14 protein-coding genes are annotated in these 19,359 nt (G+C 51.0%); 6 read left to right on the forward strand and 8 right to left on the reverse strand.

The window, feature by feature from the left end:
- Positions 1-64 precede the first annotated feature (64 nt).
- The 4 genes from TH61_RS01525 to TH61_RS01540 form a co-directional block, all read right to left on the reverse strand.
- Positions 65-2,170, reverse strand: a complete 2,106-nt coding sequence (locus TH61_RS01525) for a M13 family metallopeptidase (RefSeq protein ID WP_066504964.1) — start codon at positions 2,168-2,170, stop codon at positions 65-67.
- Positions 2,171-2,299: 129 nt separating this feature from the next.
- Positions 2,300-3,238 (reverse strand): YihY/virulence factor BrkB family protein, encoded by a 939-nt coding sequence (locus tag TH61_RS01530; protein WP_066504966.1) that lies wholly within the window; start codon positions 3,236-3,238, stop codon positions 2,300-2,302.
- A gap of 61 nt (positions 3,239-3,299) precedes the next feature.
- A complete protein-coding gene (locus TH61_RS01535) occupies positions 3,300-4,346 on the reverse strand; it encodes a hypothetical protein (protein WP_066504968.1) in 1,047 nt (348 codons plus the stop codon).
- A 5-nt stretch (positions 4,347-4,351) separates the two neighbouring features.
- Positions 4,352-4,702 (reverse strand): MGMT family protein, encoded by a 351-nt coding sequence (locus tag TH61_RS01540; RefSeq protein WP_066504976.1) that lies wholly within the window; start codon positions 4,700-4,702, stop codon positions 4,352-4,354.
- Between the two features lie 459 nt (positions 4,703-5,161).
- Here TH61_RS01540 and TH61_RS01545 point away from each other — a divergent pair, with 459 nt between their 5' ends.
- From TH61_RS01545 to TH61_RS01560, 4 genes are all read left to right on the forward strand, one after another.
- Positions 5,162-6,283: an efflux RND transporter periplasmic adaptor subunit gene (locus TH61_RS01545; RefSeq protein WP_066504978.1), complete on the forward strand. Its 1,122-nt coding sequence runs from the start codon at positions 5,162-5,164 to the stop codon at positions 6,281-6,283.
- Positions 6,284-6,301: 18 nt separating this feature from the next.
- Complete coding sequence (locus TH61_RS01550; RefSeq protein WP_066504980.1) at positions 6,302-9,403, forward strand: efflux RND transporter permease subunit; 3,102 nt, start codon at positions 6,302-6,304, stop codon at positions 9,401-9,403.
- Positions 9,404-9,425: 22 nt separating this feature from the next.
- Complete coding sequence (locus TH61_RS01555; RefSeq protein ID WP_066504981.1) at positions 9,426-10,745, forward strand: TolC family protein; 1,320 nt, start codon at positions 9,426-9,428, stop codon at positions 10,743-10,745.
- Positions 10,746-10,953: 208 nt separating this feature from the next.
- Positions 10,954-13,506 (forward strand): T9SS type A sorting domain-containing protein, encoded by a 2,553-nt coding sequence (locus tag TH61_RS01560; RefSeq protein ID WP_157600481.1) that lies wholly within the window; start codon positions 10,954-10,956, stop codon positions 13,504-13,506.
- Between the two features lie 103 nt (positions 13,507-13,609).
- Here the strand turns inward: TH61_RS01560 and TH61_RS01565 are convergent, their stop codons facing one another.
- Positions 13,610-14,122: a thioesterase family protein gene (locus TH61_RS01565; RefSeq protein ID WP_066504992.1), complete on the reverse strand. Its 513-nt coding sequence runs from the start codon at positions 14,120-14,122 to the stop codon at positions 13,610-13,612.
- A gap of 34 nt (positions 14,123-14,156) precedes the next feature.
- The gene (locus TH61_RS01570; protein ID WP_066504995.1) at positions 14,157-14,768 is read right to left on the reverse strand and encodes a TetR/AcrR family transcriptional regulator; all 612 of its coding nucleotides are present in this window, start codon (positions 14,766-14,768) and stop codon (positions 14,157-14,159) included.
- 206 nt (positions 14,769-14,974) lie between these two features.
- Between TH61_RS01570 and TH61_RS01575 the strand changes: the two genes are divergently transcribed.
- Both TH61_RS01575 and TH61_RS01580 read left to right on the forward strand, forming a co-directional pair.
- Positions 14,975-16,900 carry a hypothetical protein gene (locus TH61_RS01575; protein ID WP_369796914.1) on the forward strand — a complete coding sequence of 642 codons (1,926 nt, stop codon included), beginning with the start codon at positions 14,975-14,977 and terminating at the stop codon, positions 16,898-16,900.
- Entirely contained in the window at positions 16,901-17,356 is a 456-nt protein-coding gene (locus TH61_RS01580) for a 6-carboxytetrahydropterin synthase (RefSeq protein WP_066504998.1), read from the forward strand.
- Positions 17,357-17,448: 92 nt separating this feature from the next.
- Here the strand turns inward: TH61_RS01580 and TH61_RS01585 are convergent, their stop codons facing one another.
- A complete protein-coding gene (locus TH61_RS01585; protein ID WP_066505001.1) occupies positions 17,449-17,850 on the reverse strand; it encodes a two-component system response regulator in 402 nt (133 codons plus the stop codon).
- Positions 17,851-17,856: 6 nt separating this feature from the next.
- Positions 17,857-18,942 carry an ATP-binding protein gene (locus TH61_RS01590; RefSeq protein WP_197464077.1) on the reverse strand — a complete coding sequence of 362 codons (1,086 nt, stop codon included), beginning with the start codon at positions 18,940-18,942 and terminating at the stop codon, positions 17,857-17,859.
- Between the last annotated feature and the right edge of the window lie 417 nt (positions 18,943-19,359).

Genomic DNA, 19,359 nt, shown 5'->3' on the forward strand with positions numbered 1-19,359 from the left:
AAAAACGCCTCTCATTGCTGGGAGGCGTTTTTTGCTTGTTTTCTGGAAATCAGGCCAAAACGGCTTACCAGATGTGCACGCGTTCTGCTTCGGGGCGGTACATTTTGTTGCCCGGCCCGCAGTTAAAGGCTTTGTAGAACTGTGGCATGTTGGACAGAGGGCCGTTGATTCTGAAAGAAGCCGGTGAGTGCGGGTCTGTCTGTACTTGCTGGCGCAGGAAGCTCTCCGTGGCGTTGGTTCTCCAGATTTGGGCCCAGGCCAGGAAGAAGCGCTGCTCTTGCGTGAAACCGTCAATCTTGCCCACGTTTTTGCTGGCGATGGCTTTCTGCAAGGCGGTGAAGGCAATGTTCAGGCCACCAATATCGGCTATGTTTTCGCCCATGGTCAGTTTGCCGTTCACAAAGACGCTGTCCAGTGGTTGCATGGCGCTGTATTGACGGTCTACCATGTCGGTGCGTTCTTTGAATTTGGTTTTGTCTTCAGCGGTCCACCAGTCACGCAGGTTGCCTTGTGGGTCATATTGGCTGCCCTGGTCATCAAAACCGTGCGTGAGCTCATGGCCAATCACGGCGCCCATTCCTCCGTAGTTCACGGCGTCATCTGCCTTGGGATCAAAGAAGGGTGGTTGCAGAATTCCGGCCGGAAACACGATCTCGTTCATGCTGGGGTTGTAGTAGGCATTCACGGTGGGCGGCGTCATGCCCCATTCCATACGGTCTACCGGCTTGCCCAACTTGGCCGTGTTTTCATTAAAGCGCCACTGGTTGGCGTTCATCACGTTGCGCACATAAGAAGTACGGTCCACGTTCAGGCCTTTGTAGTCTTTCCATTTGTCTGGATACCCAATCTTCACGGCAAAGGCATTGAGCTTGTTCATGGCCTGGGTTTTGGTGGTTTCGCTCATCCAGTCCAGGTTTTTCACGTGCTCCTGAAAAGCAGCCTGCAGGTTTTTGACCATCTCCAGGGCTTTGGCCTTGGCTTCGGGGCTGAACGTCTTGTCTACGTAGGCTTGCCCCAGGGCTTCGCCGATGTTCCGGTCCGTGACGCCCAACACCCGTTTCCAGCGGGGTTGCATGGTTTTAGCGCCACTTAAGAACTTACTGTAGAAATTGAAGTTCTCCTGCACAAAGGCTTGCGGCAAGTAGGCGGCATAGCTACGAGCCAAGTTCCAACGCAAGTAGTTTTTCCAATCTGCCATAGGCACTGCCGTGAGCATGGCACTGGCTTCTTTAAAGAAATCTGGCTGCGCTACAATTACTTCCTGGGCACTGCCTACGCCTAGGTTCTTAAGCAACGTAGACCAGTTGAAGTTGGGCGCCAGGCTTTGCAGCTGCGCCATCGTCATTTTGTTGTAAGTGGCATGCGGATCACGCTGCTGCACGCGGGTCATGGACGCTTTGGCCATCCTGGTTTCCATGGCCATGATGGTGGCTGCATTCTTGGCGGCGATGGCTGGGTTGTCGCCCATCATCTGCAGCATGTTGGCTACGTGCTTCTGGTACTCGTCCCTAATGTTCTTGGAGCGGGCGTCTGTGTTGAGGTAATAGTCTCGGTCTGGCAAGCCCAAGCCGCCCTGGTACAGGTTGACCACGTTCTGGGTGCTGTTCTTGTCATCCTGCCCCACACCCATGCTGAACAAACCACCCGTTCCAATGGTCTTAAGGTAGGCAATGGTCTGCATAAGCGTTGCCTTGTCCTTGATGCCGTTGATGCGGGTTAGCTCGGTTCTGAGTGGCGAAAGACCGGCTTTCTCAATGGCGGCAGAGTCCATGCCGGCGGCGTAGAAATCACCTACCAGTTGTAGGCTAGAGCCTTTGGCAGCGTTGGTGCTGGCCACCGCCTCATTGACCACCGCGCGCAAGGCGGCGTTGTTGTGGTCTGCCAATTCATTGAAACTCCCCCAGCGGCTTTCTGAAGAAGGAATGGGATTGTTCTTGAGCCATCCGCCGTTGGCGTATTGGTTAAAATCCTCGCAGGGAGAGATGGACCGGTCCAGGTTTTCCATCTTCAGGCCAATACCCGGTACACTGGCCTCTTGCTGCGTAGTGGCGGTGGTTTCTACGGTGTCTGCCGTGGTGGCCGTCTGGGCCACCGTTGCCGGTTTGCTGCAACCTGCCGCCATGACACCCGCAAGGGCGCTGGCCAGCCATACCATGTCTGTTTTTTTCATATGAATAGGATGTTAAGCATGAAAGAAAAACGGGCGTCTCCCGTCAATATGATTTCTAACCCCAGTATACGATGCTGGGACAGGGAGGTGTTATGGCTTCGTTTTTGGCCTGATTTCCAGAAAACAGCCCTAAAACGGCGCATGATCTGTTTCACGCACCTCGTAAAACGTGGCAAAGTGCTTGGGGAAGAACGGTAGTTGCTCTGCCTGGGCATACACCTTGGTAAAAGCCGCCCCGAAGAACAAGATCATGGCTGAGTAGAAGATGAACAGCAGTAGCACCACCACAGATCCCGAGGTTGAATACAAAGACCCCAAACCGCTTTTCACCAAGACCTGCACCAGGATCAGTTTTCCTATCAAGAAAAGCAAAGCCGTGATAGCAGCCCCTACCCACAAGGCGCGTTTGTCTATGTGCGCATAAGGCAGGAACTTAAAGATGATGGCAAACCACATAGTCTCCACCACCAAACCTACCAGCCGGTTGGCCAGTTGCACAAGGTGCAGCTGAAAATGAGCATCCCAGAGTACATAATGGTCATTGATAAACGTAAAGGTGGCATCCATGAACAGCGTACCCAAGAACAGGATACCGCTGGAAAAAATGATCAGCAACGCCCTGAACCGGTTACGCACTGCTCCTCTCAAATGGCGCTGGCCCTTGGCGCGCACGCTCCATAGTTGATTGATGGAATTCTGCACCACCCCAAAGAGCGTAGTGGCCACAAAGGTCAGGAACAGGAAACTGAAGGCCGCTGCCCAACCATTGCCTTGCAGGTTTAAGAAGTTAATCAAGATGAGCTCTACCTGGCTGGCCACGTTTTCGCCCACCACATCAGTCATTTTGTGAAACAGCTCCCCGGTAATCAACGCATTCGTGAAGAGCATGCCCAGCACCGAAATAAGCAGAATCAAAATAGGCGGCAGCGCAAACAACGTGAAGAACGCCGTAGAAGAAGCCAACCGCAACGGGTCATTTTGCCGGAACAACACAAAGGCTTCTTTTAAAAGCTTGAGAAAGGCCTGAATTCTTTGTAGCAACGTGGGCGATGGTAAACGTGTAATCATTTGGGGGCAATACGTAAGCAGCCGTTTTTAGGCTAATTTCTGGAAAAGAGGTCAAAAACGGCTACCGGTGGCGGGCCATGACTTTTAGTTGCAACCGCACAATGTCGCCCATGGATTTACAATTCAGAAAGGCATCATTTTGATGGTGCTTGGCCAGCTCAGAGCGGAGTTGCGCTACCTTTTCTGGCGTGGAGATGGTGTCTTGTCGCATGCAGTCAATGAGATCCTTGAGACGGTAGCGGTCAGAGCGGAGGCGTCTAAAGAGCAGTGTCCGCTCCTCGTTCTGGTACTGTTTGATGGTCTCGGCGGGAAGCCATTCGGTGCAGAGAGCCACAATGGGGTTGTTTTCCTTGAAGAACTGCGGCAGGTACATGGTCTTGCGGCCTTCGTAGCACTCCTGGTCAAAGTCAATGGGCCGCACGCGGTACTGCTCTTCCTCAAAGTCTGGCGTGATGTCAATAACATAATTATAGGAGCGCATATCGCCTAAAAGCACGGAGAAACACCGCTCATTGAACTTCACAAATTCCTTGGCAATGCGCACCTTGTTGAGCGTAGGCCGGTCCAGGTAATGCTTGATGAACTCGTCTCCTGGAATGCCGGCAATGTGCTCTTCAATCAAAGAATCACCGTGCACCAGGTAGCTGATGCGGTTAGGCGACAAGATGTGCTCCAGTTCCAAGCCATACACCCGTGAGGCATCTGCCTTCTTGAAGTAGAAGTAGTCAAAGTTGTCATTGAGCAGGTTCACTACCCGTATCCTGAACGGGTTGGAGTTCCCGAAGGAACAGTAGTCCACCCGCTCTACAGACAGGTGCTCCATGACGCTTTCATCCCCGTCGGTTTTGAGCTGCACGTAGATGCGCGTGAGGCCGTCAAAGATTTCCTGCATCTGACCCTGGTCATAAATCACAGATTCCCAGAGCGTGTCATGACCATGCCGGTCATACAACGGGTACGACTCAACGTAGCGCAGCATGTCCTGGTAGGTGACGGGCAAGGGAGCTTCGCGGTCATACTCGCGCAGGTATTTGCGCAAGCGTTCCTGGATGGGGTAGAAATGCTTTTTCTTGGAGATGTTGTTGAGGTTGTTGCTATCTACTTCCATATAGGTTACAGCAGTTCTTTGGCTGGGTCCCAAAATCGCGTGACAAAGTCCACCACCTGGTCGTCTTTCACCTGTACGCCCTCCTTTTCCAGACTTTCCTGCATGCCGTTGGGATTGTCAAAATGTTGCTTGCCGGTGAGCATGCCGTTGCGGTTGACCACGCGGTAGGCTGGTATGCCGTGCTGGACATGCGAGGCAATCAAGGCCCAGCCCACCATTCTGGCAGATCCCTTTGCACCTAGGTAGGCGGCTATGGCCCCGTAAGAGGTGACACGGCCCACCGGAATGAGCTTGACCACTTCATACACATCCTGAAAAAAATTGGCTTTGCGCTGGGCAGCGTCTGTAACTGGCATAGTTTGACTGTTTGAGGCCTAAGTACGTAAATTTCAAGACACAGGGGAACAGGAATAATTTATTTGCCCGGTTAAACCTTGTGCCGCAATAGTTGTCTATACATTAATCGGGAGCTAGACACAATAAATTGCTTAGCAGCCGTTGAAACGTAGGGTACCATGTGACCTGCGTTTCCATTTAAACGCATATAGCCCCCATTTTTGCGCTATGAATAAGATAGTTCTTTCCATTACCCTTTGCCCAGAGAGGCTCTTTTCTACGCCGAGGCAGGACACCCTACCTATTTTCCTCTTTTCTTTGCACGGCTTTGGTTTTAAAAATCGCCATTCACAAAAGAGGAACCTTTGCCATTTTTCTTAATGTTGCAGTCTATTCCCTGGATTAGAATCATTTAACCACACACCTATACAACCTCAAAGCTCCGTCTTTGACCTACCTATCACACTCTTTATTAGTATATGAAAATCAAACACATTGTCTACACGCTTTTAATTCTAGGTTTTGGAGCCTTGGTGTATTATCGGATTTCGGCAAACAAAGAATTAGCAGCGGCAGGCGGCCCTGGCGGTGGCGGCGGTAAACCCGGCGCCGGTGGTCCTGGTGGCGGAAAAGGCGGTCCCGGTGGTGGAGGTGGTATGCCCATGCGCGTGAGCGGGGTAGTGGTGACTCCCAAAGAATTTGCCAACTCCCTCTCGGTGACAGGTTCTATTGAAGCCAATGAGCAGATAGAAATAAGAGGCCAGGTATCTGGACTAGTGCGCAGCATCTCGTTCACAGAAGGCAGCAACGTAAGCAAAGGACAGACCTTGGTGAAGATTGATGATTCTGAACTGCGTGCCCAATTGGCCCAGGCCCAAACCAGACGTACCCTCACGGCAGAGAATGAGCGCCGAGCCCGTTTATTGCTAGAGAAAGAAGCCATCAGCCGTGAAGAATATGACGTAGCCCGCGCCGATTTACGCACAGCCCAAGCCCAGATTCAATTGATTCAGGCCCAGATTGCCAAAACCACCATCAAAGCACCGTTCTCCGGCAAGGTAGGTTTACGGTCCATTTCGGTAGGTTCATTCTTGTCGCCAGAAACAGTGGTAGCCAATTTAATGAGCACCAACCCTGTCAAGATCACATTTGCAGTGCCAGAGAAGTATTCCAACTCCGTGAAGACCAATACCCAGATTCAATTCACGGTAGCGGGCTCTAATGAGAAATATACCGCCACGGTCTACGCCATTGAGCCCGGCATTGAGGCTGCCACCCGCACCTTGCAATTGCGCGCCAGAGCCAACAATCCTAGCGGCGAGCTGCGTCCCGGCTCTTTTGCCAACGTACAATTGCCCTTAACTACCATTCCAGACGCTATTCTTATCCCTACAGAAGCAGTAGTACCGGTGCAGAATGGTAAAAAAGTGTTTGTCTCTGAAGGCGGCAAAGCCAAAGAAGTGATGATTGAGACCTCTACCCGTACAGAAAAAGACCTACTGGTGACCTCTGGTTTGACCGCAGGTGATACTGTGTTGACCACTGGTGTAATGTCATTGAAAGCTGGAAGCCCCGTGCGCGTGGCCATTGGCAAGAACTAAAAGACTGAAGATTAGCATATGAGTTTATCCACCACCAGTATAAAGCGGCCGGTTTTTACCATCGTGCTCAACTTGCTCCTCATGTTGTTTGGGGTGATTGGGTACACGTTTTTGGGCGTACGCGAGTACCCGTCCATTGACCCGGCCATTGTCTCTGTGAGCACCAGCTACTCTGGCGCCAACTCAGACATCATAGAATCCCAGATCACCGAGCCGCTGGAGAAAGCCATTAACTCCATTGATGGTATCAGGAACATCTCTTCTTCCAGTAACCAAGGTAGAAGCAACATCAACATTGAGTTCAACCTGGAGAAAAACCTGGAAGAGGCCGCCAATGACGTGCGGGACAAAGTCTCCCAGGCGGTAAGAAGCCTGCCCGAGGATATTGACTCCCCTCCAGTGGTTTCCAAAGCCGATGCGGACTCTGAGCCTATCATCACCATGACGGTGCGCAGTGCCACCCGTGACGCCTTGCAACTGTCAGATTTTGCCGAGAACGTAATATCACAGCGCCTACAGACCATACCAGGGGTGAGTAGCGTGCAGATCTGGGGACAAAAACGCTACGCCATGCGCTTGTGGCTGGACCCTATGAAGCTGGCCTCTTATGGCTTAACGGTGTCTGATGTACGCACGGCCCTCAACCGCCAGAATGTAGAGTTGCCTACAGGTAAAGTGTCTGGTAGCAACACAGAATTAACGGTCAGAACGCTAGGCAACCTGTCTAACCAAGAGCAGTTCAACAACTTGATCATCTCATCGGCGGGTGGCAGCATCACGCGTTTCAGTGACATTGGCCGCGCCGAGTTAGGTCCAGAGAACTTAGAGACAAAGATGACCGAGTCGGGCACGCCTATGGTGGGGATGGCCATTGTGCCGCAACCGGGTACCAACTACTTAGAGATTGCCGGCAACTTCTATGACCAGTTTGAAAAGCTAAAAACCGAGCTACCTAAGGATATTCAGCTGGATATTGTGATGGACAACACCGTGTTCATCAAGAAATCTGTAACTGAGGTGGCAGAGACCATCTTAATTGCCTTGGTGCTGGTGATCCTGATCATCTACCTGTTCTTTAGAGACTGGGGCATTGCATTCCGTCCGTTGATTGATATTCCGGTGTCTTTGATTGCCACGTTCTTTATCATGTACCTGGCCGGCTTCTCCATCAATGTGTTGACCTTGCTGGCCATTGTACTGGCTACCGGTCTGGTAGTGGATGACGGTATTGTGGTAACTGAGAACATCTACAAAAAAGTAGAAGAAGGCATGTCGCCTATTGAAGCCGCTATTAAAGGCTCCAATGAGATTTTCATGGCCGTTATCTCCATTTCCATCACGTTGGCGGCCGTATTCTTACCCGTTATTTTCTTGGAAGGCTTCGTGGGCCGACTGTTCAGGGAGTTTGGAGTGGTGATTGGTGCGGCGGTGTTGATCTCGGCGTTCGTGTCTTTGACCTTGACGCCAATGCTGAATGCCTATTTGATGAAAGGCGGCGAGCAGAAGAAGTCTAAGTTCTACAACTGGACCGAACCCATGTTCCAACGCATGAACTCAGGCTACGCCGAGGCGCTGGAAGGCTTCATGAAACGTAAGTGGTTGAGCTTCCCGATCATCTTCGCCTGTTTAGGTTTGATCGTGTTGTTCTACAATGTGCTGCAAAAGGAAACCGCGCCGTATGATGACCGAAGCATGCTGCGCGTCTCAGCCACGGCGCCCGAAGGCGCTTCTTATGAATACATGGACCGCTTCATGACGGAGCTGTCTGCCTTGGTGGATGACTCCATCCCAGAGAAACAAGTCAATTTGGTGATTACCTCTCCTGGTTTTGGTGGTTCTGGTTCTGTCAACAGCGGTATGATGCGTTTGGCCTTGAAACAGCCAGAAGACCGCAAGCGCTCCCAAAAAGAGATTGCCGACCACCTCACCAAACTGACCAAAAAATATCCAGAGGCCCGTACCAACGTGATTCAGCAGCCTACCATTTCTGTGAACAGACGAGGGGGGCAGCCCATCCAATACATCATTCAGGCGCCTAACTTTGAGAAGCTGCAAGAGAAAATTCCGCAGTTTATGGATGCCGTGAGCCAGGACCCAACCTTTACACAGGCTGACGTGAACCTCAAGTTCAACAAGCCTGAGATTAACATCACCATTGACCGCGAGAAGGCGCAAAGCTTAGGCATTTCTGTCATTGACGTAGCCCAGACCCTGCAATTGTCTTTGAGCGGTCAGCGGTTTGGCTACTTCTTGATGAACGGACGTCAGTATCAGGTCATGGGTCAGTTTGACCGTCAAGACCGCGATGACCCCATGGACTTGACCTCCTTATTTGTGCGTAGTTCTACCGGCCAATTAATCCAGTTAGATAACTTGGTGACCATGGAAGAGCGTAGCAGTCCGCCGCAATTGTACCATAACAACCGCTATCTGTCGGCTACCGTGTCGGCGGGTCTGGCGCCGGGTAAAAGCATTGGCGATGGTATTGAGGCCATGGACGCCATCAAAGAGAAAGTCTTGGATGAAACCTTCTCCACTGACTTAGGCGGTGAGTCCCGTGACTTCGTGGAAAGTGGTTCCAATACTACGTTTGCCTTCGGGTTGGCCTTGCTGTTAATCTACTTGATTTTGGCTGCGCAGTTTGAAAGCTTCATTGATCCGTTCATTATCATCTTGACGGTTCCTATGGCGGTGGCCGGGGCTATGTTGTCCTTGTGGTTGTTTGGCCAGACCTGGAACATCTTCAGCCAGATTGGGACCATCATGCTCATAGGCTTGGTGACCAAGAACGGTATCTTGATTGTGGAATTTGCCAACCAACTCAGGGAGGAAGGCAAGCCGAAGATGGAAGCCATTCTGGAAGCCTCTGAAGCCCGCCTTCGTCCTATCCTAATGACCAGTTTGGCCATTGCCTTGGGTGCCTTGCCTATTGCCATGGCCATGGGCGCCGCGGCGCAAAGCCGTATGGGCATGGGGATTGTGATTGTGGGTGGTACCATCTTCTCTTTGGTACTGACTTTGTTCATTATTCCGGCCATCTACGCCATGTGGTCTAAAGAACGCAAGCACCACCCAGAGTTTGATCATATTGAAGAATATGAGAAAGCGGTCGCCCATTAATTGTTGCATGATATTTCACTCAATGAGACTATATAAAAAAGGTGCTTTCACGCTTGCCCTGCTTCTCAGTTTTCTGGGGGCGGGACAAGCCAAAGCCCAAGAACTCCTCACGCTGGAAGAAGCCGTTAAAATTGCCTTAGAGCGCAACTTCAACATCAAGCTTTCTACCAATGACATACAGATTGCCAAAAACAACGTAACCCGCGGCAATGCCGGCATGTTGCCAGCGGTAAATGCCACCGTTACCAATAACAACACCATCCAAAATAGTACCCAAACTCGGTCAGACGGGCAGGTGAACGAAGTAAGCTGGGGCCAGGGCTCTACCTTGAACTATGGCGTGGGCTTGAATTGGACCGTGTTTGACGGCTTTGCCATGTTTGCGCGCTATGAGCAGTTGCAAGAACTCCAGAAGCTCGGCGAAGCCAATTTTCAACAGACGGTCCTAACCACGGTGGGCGATGTCATGGGCACTTATTTTGAACTGGCTCAACAGCAAGCCCAGTTGCAGGCCTATGACACGGCAATTGTCATCTCCAGACTACGCGTAGAAACCGCCCGTAACCGTTTTGAGATCGGGAAAGCTGCAAGACTTGAATTGTTAAACGCTCAGGTTGATTTCAACACGGACACTACCAACCTCTTGCGTCAGCAGGACTTGTACAGAAGCACCCAGATACGGTTGAACCAGATCATGGCCCGGGATGTGAACACTACGTTTAGGGTGGCTGACAACTTCAACATTGACAGTCAACTAACCTTGGGCCAGCTGGCAGGGTTAGCCGAACAACAGAACCCGTCCGTGAAAGCGGCCATCTTGAACAGACGCATAGCTGAACTAGAAGCCAAGCAAGTTCAGGCGGCACGTTTGCCTACCATTAACCTTAACTCGGGTTACAATTTTAACCGGAACAGGTCAGCCCTTGGTTTTAGCACCTTGTCTACCGGCAATGGCTTGAACTATGGAGTATCTGCCTCTGTACCTATTTTTAACGGGTTTAACCAGCGCCGGAACGAGCAGAACGCGAACATCCTTATCAACAGCGCGCAACTACAGGTAGAGCAAATCAACCAGCAGGTCACCGCGCAACTGGCGGCCGCCTACCAAACGTACCTGACCAACTTAACTCTGGTGCGCCTGGAGGAAAATAACCGCCGCATTGCCCGCCAGAACCTGGACATCACCCTAGAGAAGTACCGTTTGGGAAGCATCACCACGGTAGAAGTTAGAGAGGCCCAGCTCAACTATGTGAATGCCACCGTGCGCTTCAGCAATGCCCAATACCAAGCCAAGCTAGGCGAAATTGGCCTGAAGGAAATTGCCGGCAACTTGACTTTGTAGAGTAGAAATTTTCTCTCTTTTGTAAAAAGCGTTTTTGGCCTGTTTTCTAGAAAACAGGCCAAAAACGCTTTTTACTTTTACCAGGTTAAGTAACGCTTTGGCGGCTCAAGCTGCTATACATCAAATACTAGCGCCACATATTCGTTGCAAACCTGTATCTTTATCCTTGGTATATCCCCGCTATCCTTCATACCATCAATTCATTGCATTGAAATCTCTACGCGTTTCAACAGTACTCTTCCTGCTTTCCTTTTTGCTTTTCTCACAGGTAGCGCGGGCGCAGGAAGATTGCAACCTACCCAATAGCATTCCTTTTTCTACCAACAGCAAAAGTCTCACCATGTGGAACGGTGAGCAGTACGTGCCGCTGTTCATTAAAGGCGTGAATTTGGGCGTGGCCGTACCCGGTACCTACCCTAGTGAGTTGGCCGCAACGCGTGCGCAGTATGGCCGCTGGTTTAAGATGATACAGGAGGCAGGGTTTAACACCATCAGGCTGTACACCTTGCATCATCCGCGGTTCTATGAGGTGCTGGACTCATTTAACACCGCCAATCCGCAGCGTCCCCTGTTCTTCTTCCAAGGCATCTGGCTAGAAGAGGAGATTCCTAATTATGACGAGGACCTGTATTCTCTGACGCCCTATTTTGACAAAGAGATTGAAGAAGACGTGGACTGCGTGCACGGCAACCGCACCATTGCTCCCCGGTTAGGGAAAGCGCATGGTGTTTACAAAACAGACGCCTCTAAATGGCTGATGGGCTACATCATAGGACGTGAAGTACACCCCGGCGAGGTCCTGCATACCAATGAGAAACATGCCCAAGACACCCAGTACCAAGGCCGTTTCCTGTCCATCCAAAACACCAGACCCACCGAGGCCTGGATGACCAAGCGCCTGGACAATGTTCTGGCCCGGGAACAGGATCTCTACAAAACCCAACACCCGGTAAGCTTCTCCAGTTGGCCCACGCTAGACCCCATGAAGCATCCCCAGGAAGCCAACCAGTATGAAGATGCGGCAGCCGTAGACCTGTCCACTATTGACATTTCTAAGGCCAAGGCCGGTTATTTCGCTAGTTACCATGCTTATCCGTATTACCCAGATTTTGTAAGCAAGGACCCTGCCTATGGAGGTTCCAAAGACTATCTGGGCCAGAACTCTTACGTGGGCTACCTCTCCGATCTCAAGAAGCACTACAAGAACATCCCCCTAATCATTGCCGAGTATGGCGTGCCGTCCAGCTGGGGCGTGGCGCATTACGCACAAAGCGGCATGAACCACGGGGGCTTTGATGAACAAGCCCAAGGCGAAAGTAACTTGCGTCTTTTACAGAACATGGAGCAGACCAACCTGGGCGGCGGCATGCAATTCTCTTGGATAGATGAATGGTTCAAACGCACCTGGATCACAGATGAGATGGACTTTGACATCAACCGAAGAATCCTCTGGCACAATGTAACCTCCGCTGAACAAAACTTCGGGTTGGTGGGGTTTAAAAAGCCGGGGCCCGCTGTACGGCCTTGGACAAGCTTCTGTGCCACCTGCCCGGCACCTTCACTAGACGCTGGCGCAGACTATACCTTTTTTAACTTACGCCTGAACACCGGCCAACCGCTGGGCCTCATGGACACCGTCTGGGTGGCCCTGGATACGTATGACGCCAACCTAGGCGAATCTCAACTACCTAATGGCAAAACCCTTACCAACAGATCTGAATTCCTGTTGATGATCACTCAATACAAAGCAGAGTTGTATGTGACGGAAGCCTATGACCTGTTCGGGATTTGGCACAACACGGCCACGCCTGAGCAATTGTTCAGGTCTACGGCCACAGACGGCAAGCCCTGGAAACTGGTGAGATGGCGCAATAATACTGGGGAGCAGGAAGTGCAGTTCATTGGAGATTTGCGCGTGAACCGCTTGGGCCTGCCGGGTACCAGCATGGACGCCGTCATTTTAAACGAGAGTTCTATTGACATCAAGCTTCCCTGGACGCTCATCAACTTTACAGACCCCAGCACCTTGACCGTGATGCATGATGACCGCTCAACCCGGGGCCGCGAGGTGCGCGTTTCTGATGGGATTTCGGCTTCCGTTTTCTATAAAGGCAGTATGCATACCACTCCATCCAGATTTACCTGGGAGCCTTGGAACCACACCCTAGACGTACAGGAGTACACCAAAGCCTCTTATGAGATAGCCAAGAAGAACCTGCGTAATCTGCCCGGCAACCCCATTGCCCGCTGCGACCGTTACATAGTGCAAGCCAATAAAATAAACCAAGTATTGACCAACCAAGGCGTCCTCAAAAACGACTTGGCCTTGGATGGTGGCAACCTGGAGGCAGTACTTGAAAAATCTCCCGCCACCGGGCAACTAATCCTCTTCAGTGACGGTGGTTTCACCTACGTGCCCGAAGAAGGCAAGACCGGGCCCGTCTCTTTCATCTACAAAGTAATTTCGGGGGCTTATGCTTCTGTGCCCGTGACCGTAGAATTATCTGTGGAAGGCGATTTAAGCGGAGATGGCTTCTCTAAAGTCTATCCTAACCCAACTTCAGGGGACGTAAGCATAGAAGCCAGAACCGTGGTAGACAAGTTGGAGATTTATACCGCAACTGGTCAATTGGTCAGCAGCTTCCAGATCAAGGCCAAAGCCACCAAAATAAACTTAGACACCCTGGCCGCCGGACTATATGTGGTCAAGCTATACTCAGGCAAAGAAGTAGTGACCAAGAAACTGGTCATTCAGAACTAATCGAATTCTGCGTCGTTTTTGGCCTGTTTTCCAGAAAACAGGCCAAAAACAGAAATCCAACAAAAAAGCACCTGACAATCCAACAGGTGCTTTTTTTATGGGCTTAGGCTACTGGTTGGTGCTGGGCCCGCAGTTGCTTGACACGGTCCTCAAAAAGGTCTGGCGTTTCTTCTTTGTAGACTACTTCTTCAAACAGTTGCATTAGTTCTGGCTCATGGGTGGCCCTAGCGGTTTTGCGCACGTCTATGTACACAAACTTGGTCCAAAGCACGGCCTTCAGTTTTTCTTTCTTCTCGTCCAGCATCACGTGCTCTACCAACATGCTGGTATCCGTCACCCGTATGATGCTGGTCTGGATTGTCACCAATTCCCGCACCACGGCCGGTTGCAGGTACACTATCTGGTTCTGGCCCACCACCCAGGCTCTCCCAGTCTTCCGGAAAAAGGCGTGAATGTCCAGGCCATAGGCTTCTTCTACCTGGTCCTCGCGCGCGTTCTGGAAGTAGTTGAGAAAGGCGCTGTTATTGAGGTGCCCAAATGGATCACAGTGGTCAAACCGAATGCGGGTCTGGCTTTCTAGGAGGACGGGTCTGGGGGACGTGGTTTCTTTTATCATAGTGTTAGCAGTTTATCTTGAATTAATTTCTTCGTTAAAAATCTCCTAGCTCTTGTTGTAGCCAGCGCTCCAATTGAAGCAATACTGTTTGAAGTGGCTTAGAGTCATTGTAGGCTTTGCCCAGCAGAATGGCGCCCTCTACCGTGGCCACAAAAAAGGTGGCCATCTCATTTGCGTTAGCCGATGCCTTGAAATGCCCCTGCTCTTTGCCCAGTTCCAACAGTTTGTAAATGCCTTTGTGCAAGCGGTTGAGTACTACCAGTACCCGTGCATGCAGGGCTGGCTGGTTGTCATCAGCTTCTACTATGGTGTTGAGCACAGGGCAGCCGCCCGCCAGTACGGGTTTGGTGAGGTAGGTATGGTAAAACTGCAAGAGTGCCCGTAGTCTTTGGCCGGCATGTTCAAACGGAGCCATGGCCTCTCCTACTTTGTCAATCAAGACCTGCGCGGCATATTCAAAAGCCTCCACGGCCAACTCTTCTTTACTAGAAAAATGCCCATACAGACAGCCTTTGGTGACGCCAGTCGCCTCCATCAAATCTTGGTAGGACGTCCCCGCGAAGCCTTTTACATTAAACAATTCGGCCGCCTGCGCAATGATGCGCTGACGCGTTTGTTCGGCTTTAGGAGTTAGTGGCGCTTTCATGAATGCAAAATAAACCAATCGGTATATTTTATCCAAATTTATTTTCTAAGCTCAAATTCTGGCAGGAACGCTAGACTTGCCCAATAGGCGTTTTTGGCATATTTTCTGGAAAACAAGCCAAAAACGGTTGGCGGGTGTACAGTACTTCCTTTGAGATTCTGGGTGGTTCACATGTATGCTGCATATAAAATCTGCCGTCTATTGCAATGACCAGCATCACCTCACCCGTCATCTCTGCTCATCTAATTCTGACGATACACATGGGTACCTTGCAGGCAGCATTTCAGCTATTTGAACCACTTATTGCCTACTTTATCATGATTGCCACTTCTTCGCCGCACTCCTTCCATATCCCGGTCATGGGATTGGCCTTCTCCATTGACTCTCCTTTAAAAGTGGCCCGCTATGGCATCTCGTCGGTGCTGTCGTTGGCAGATGATAAACTCCTGGAGGACATGCGGCAATACTATGCGGCGCTCTACCAGAAGCCGTACGCGCCCATCTCTGAGAAGCAGGAAGACTACCGCGCCCAACGGGTGACCGCTTATCTGAATCTAGTGGATGCACTGGTGCAGGATCAGTTGGAAAAAGTGAAGCAAGAAGAGTTTGCGCCCGGCACGCAGCTGACCAAGTATTTTGAGCTGCTGCCAGATGCCTCTGCCTTGCGCGTGTTATACCAACAGATGCTCCAGACCACAGATGAGCCGTACCGTCAGTTCTTGCAAGACCAACTGCGCGAGGCGCTGGTGCCCGGCAGCATTGACGTGAACATCATGACCAAGGTGGACAAGACCAATTATGCGCCAGACGGAACGGCCCTGCCATCTGAATATTCAGATGCGCTAGCGGCTTTGCGCGGGTATGCCCAGAGTACGGTGCGCTCTTCTATTGTTTTCTCGGCGGGCATGAACCCCAGGCTGTTCAGTTACCTGGAGCAGTTCCCATGTTTTTTACCAGACGCCGAGGGGCAGTTTGAAAAGCAGGTAATTATCAAGGTGAGCGATTACCGGTCGGCGGCGGTGCAGGGTAAGATATTGGCCAAGAAAGGTGTTTGGGTGTCTGAGTTCAGGATTGAGTCTGGCTTGAATTGCGGGGGCCACGCCTTCGCGACGGATGGATTACTGCTGGGACCAATTCTGGAGGAGTTCAAAACCAATAGAAGCTCCTTGCAGGCCGAGCTCTGGACCATGTGCCAACAAGCGCTTGGCAACAAAGGGATTGCATTCACAAGTGCCGCGCCACAGCAAAGAATCACGGTGCAGGGCGGCATCGGGACGGCGGCAGAGCATAGCTTCCTGTTAGAACATTACGGCCTGAACGCGACGGGCTGGGGAACGCCTTTCCTGCTGGTCCCCGAAGCTAGCACCGTAGATGCCACCACCTTGACGCAACTGGCCCAAGCCCGCGCCGAGGATTTGTACCTAAGCCCCATCTCACCGCTGGGCGTACCCTTCAATGCTTTGCGTGGCACCACCAGCGAGCAACTCACCCATGCCCGTATTGACAAAGACAAACCAGGCAGTCCCTGCATCAAGAAACACCTGGTCTCCAACACTGAATTCGGCGAGGAGCCACTGTGCACGGCCTCTAGAAAATACCAGCGTCGCAAACTAGAACAACTGGCCCAACAAGAACTCACTCCTGCCAAGTTTGAGCTTGAGAAGGGTAAAGTCTTGGCCAAAGAATGTCTATGCGAAGGCCTGGCCAACACGGCTTCTCTGCTCTATAACCTGGGTAAGAAGGCCATCAACAAACCTGTGGCCATTTGCCCGGGTCCTAATCTGGCTTTCTTCTCGGGCATCTTCAAACTACAGGAAATGGTGGACCATATCTACGGCAGGTTTAACGCACTTAACCAAGCGTACCGGCCGCACATGTTCATCAATGAACTCAAACTGTACATTGACTTCTGGAAAAATAAAAAGGCCGAGCAACTGGAATCCTTAACCGACAAGCAGGAAAAGTACCTGCAGACCTTCTGGCAGAACCTGCAGCAAGGCATTCATTACTACAAGCAACTGCTGCCTAGCCTGTTCACTTCTGAGGAACTGGAGCGCCGCGTGGTGATGCTGGAAGAGCTCCTAGAAGCCGAAGACCAATTACTACAGGCCGCCTTGGTGCGCGTACATTAGATGAGCAGCATCCTCATTAGACTAACCCGCCGCTTTACTTTTGAAGCTGCCCATGCTTTAGATCATTATGACGGCGCTTGCCGGCATATTCACGGCCACTCCTATAAATTAGAAGTGACTGTTTTGGGAAAGCCCTTGCAAGACGAGGAGCATCCAAAAGACGGCATGGTCCTGGACTTCGGGGAGTTAAAGAAATTGGTCTCTAGCTATGTGCTGCAAGACTTTGACCATGCCTTGATATTACAAAAAGACAGTGACCTCGCGCTAATTGAGCTGCTACAGGTGCAAGGCCACAAACTGCTGCTCACCGCATGGCAACCCACCTGTGAGAACATGCTGCTGCACATAAAAGACCAGCTTCAGCCGCAGTTGCCTGAGCATGTTACTTTGCATAGCCTTAAACTTTGGGAGACGGAGAATGCCTACGGCGAATGGCACGCGGCAGACAATGCATAGCTTAATATGCGCTATCCGTTTTTAGGCTGTTTTCCAGAAAACAGCCTAAAAACGGCCTGCGCTTGGTGTATGAACAGCGTTTGAGGTTCTACTTACTTCCTGTAGCCCTCGGCGTGTTCCGCCATAATCACTTGGATGTCTTCTGGCCCAATAGGCTTGTGTAACAGGTCTGCCACCAGGGGGTAGTCCTTGATGCGCTTGGTGTCTGTGAAATCCAGGGAAGAGGTGAGAATATAGATCCGGCAGGTGTTCAGGAGCTGGTTCTCATACGGCTTGATGGTATCCAGGAACTCCCAACCGTTCATGCCGGGCATGTTCAAATCCAGAAAAATGACTTGGGGGCTTTCCTTTATACCAGTTGCACCTACCAGTTTATCCAGAGCGTCTTCAGCGGAATGGAAGGTTTGGATGTCCTCAGAAAAATTTTCCAGGCGCAGGGTTTGGGCAGTAATGAAAATACTGATGTGGTCATCGTCAATTAAGTACGTCTTCATGCCCCGTTAATCAAGATGTAACGTGAAGGTGGTACCCACATTTAACTCACTGTCAATATCAATGGTGCCGCCCAAAGACTCTACGTGCGTTTTCACCAGGAAAAGACCTATGCCCCGGCCCTCAATGTTTCTATGAAAGCGCTTGTACAGGGTAAAGACGTCCTCCCGCACTTTGTTCAGGTCCATGCCAGAACCGTTGTCTGAAAAATTAAACAAAGTACCGCCCGCAGGCGTGGCACTGCACTGAATAGAAACCTGCAAAGCGCGCTCCTTTGACCGGTACTTGATGGCGTTTGACAATAAATTATAGACAATGCTGTAGAGGTAGGCCTTTTTGGCGGGCAGCGTATAGTCTTTGGGTATCTGCACCTCTATGGTGCCGCCGCAGTTTTGCAGCGACTCCTGTAAACTGGAGATAACCTGTTGGCATACATCGCCTAGCCGCACCGGTTCTTTTTCAACGGTGTCTTGGTTGTCCCTTATAGAGAGAATGAGGTTGACGTCTTTGATGATGGTGTCCAACTGAAACACAGAAGCTCGTACCTGGCTTAATAGAGGGTCAAAACCGGCATCTTCCTTCTTTAACCGGGTCAGCAGGTTAGAAAGCCCCAAGGCGTTGGCCACCGGCGCCCGCAGGTTGTGCGAGACAATGTAGGTAAACTGCTGCAAATCACGGGTCTGCCGGTAAAGGTCTTCGGTGAGTTTGACCAAAGCCAACTCCTCTTTCTTTTTGGAGGTGATGTCCCGCACAGAGACTACGTACTGCTCTACCAGTCCTTCAGAGTCTAGTACAGGAGAAACTTCCAAGGCCCACCAAGCGGTCTGTTGGCTATTTACTGCCACCGGTATGTCTACCGCAACTGGTTTTGCTAAGTGTATCTGGTCCTTAAGGCTTTGCGCCTCTTCCTGGTCTACGCCTGCACGCACCAACAATCCAAAGAAGCCTTGTCCGATTGCCCGAGGAAGGTCAAGTTGGGTTAGTTGCAAGAATCCTTCATTGGCCCATTGCACACGCAACTCTGTGCTTAATAGCGCCAGGCCCTGTCCTAGGTGCGCTGCTACCAGAGCGGCTGGCCCTAAAGAGACTGCCATTTTTGGCACCAGGGCTTCTGGAGGTATGATTTGAAAGGAAGAATCATGAGAAATTGAGATTGGGGGATTTTTCTGCAATGTCATAAAGGTGTTTTACCTGCTTACTTCTTGCCATGGTATCTGATTTGCCAATAGCCACAGATAAGATATTACCCTATGTTGTAGCCCTAAAAACAAATCACATTCTGCTCTGCGCAAACTAAGCGCAGCAGGTAACCAAGGGAAGGTCAAGAATGAAAAGCCCTAGCTTAGAAGTTAAATGAAACCACAGAAAATTGGTCTGCCTGGACTAGACATTTCTCCGTCATTCTCACTACTTCAACGCATGGTAGGCTTACCATGTAAGCATGTCGTTAATGTATAACCAAAGCTATTTATGAAAATTTAATTTTTATAACAACCCGCCTCGGGCATTTC

The sequence above is a fragment of the Rufibacter sp. DG15C genome (assembly GCF_001577755.1).
In the GTDB taxonomy this organism is placed as follows: Bacteria; Bacteroidota; Bacteroidia; order Cytophagales; family Hymenobacteraceae; genus Nibribacter.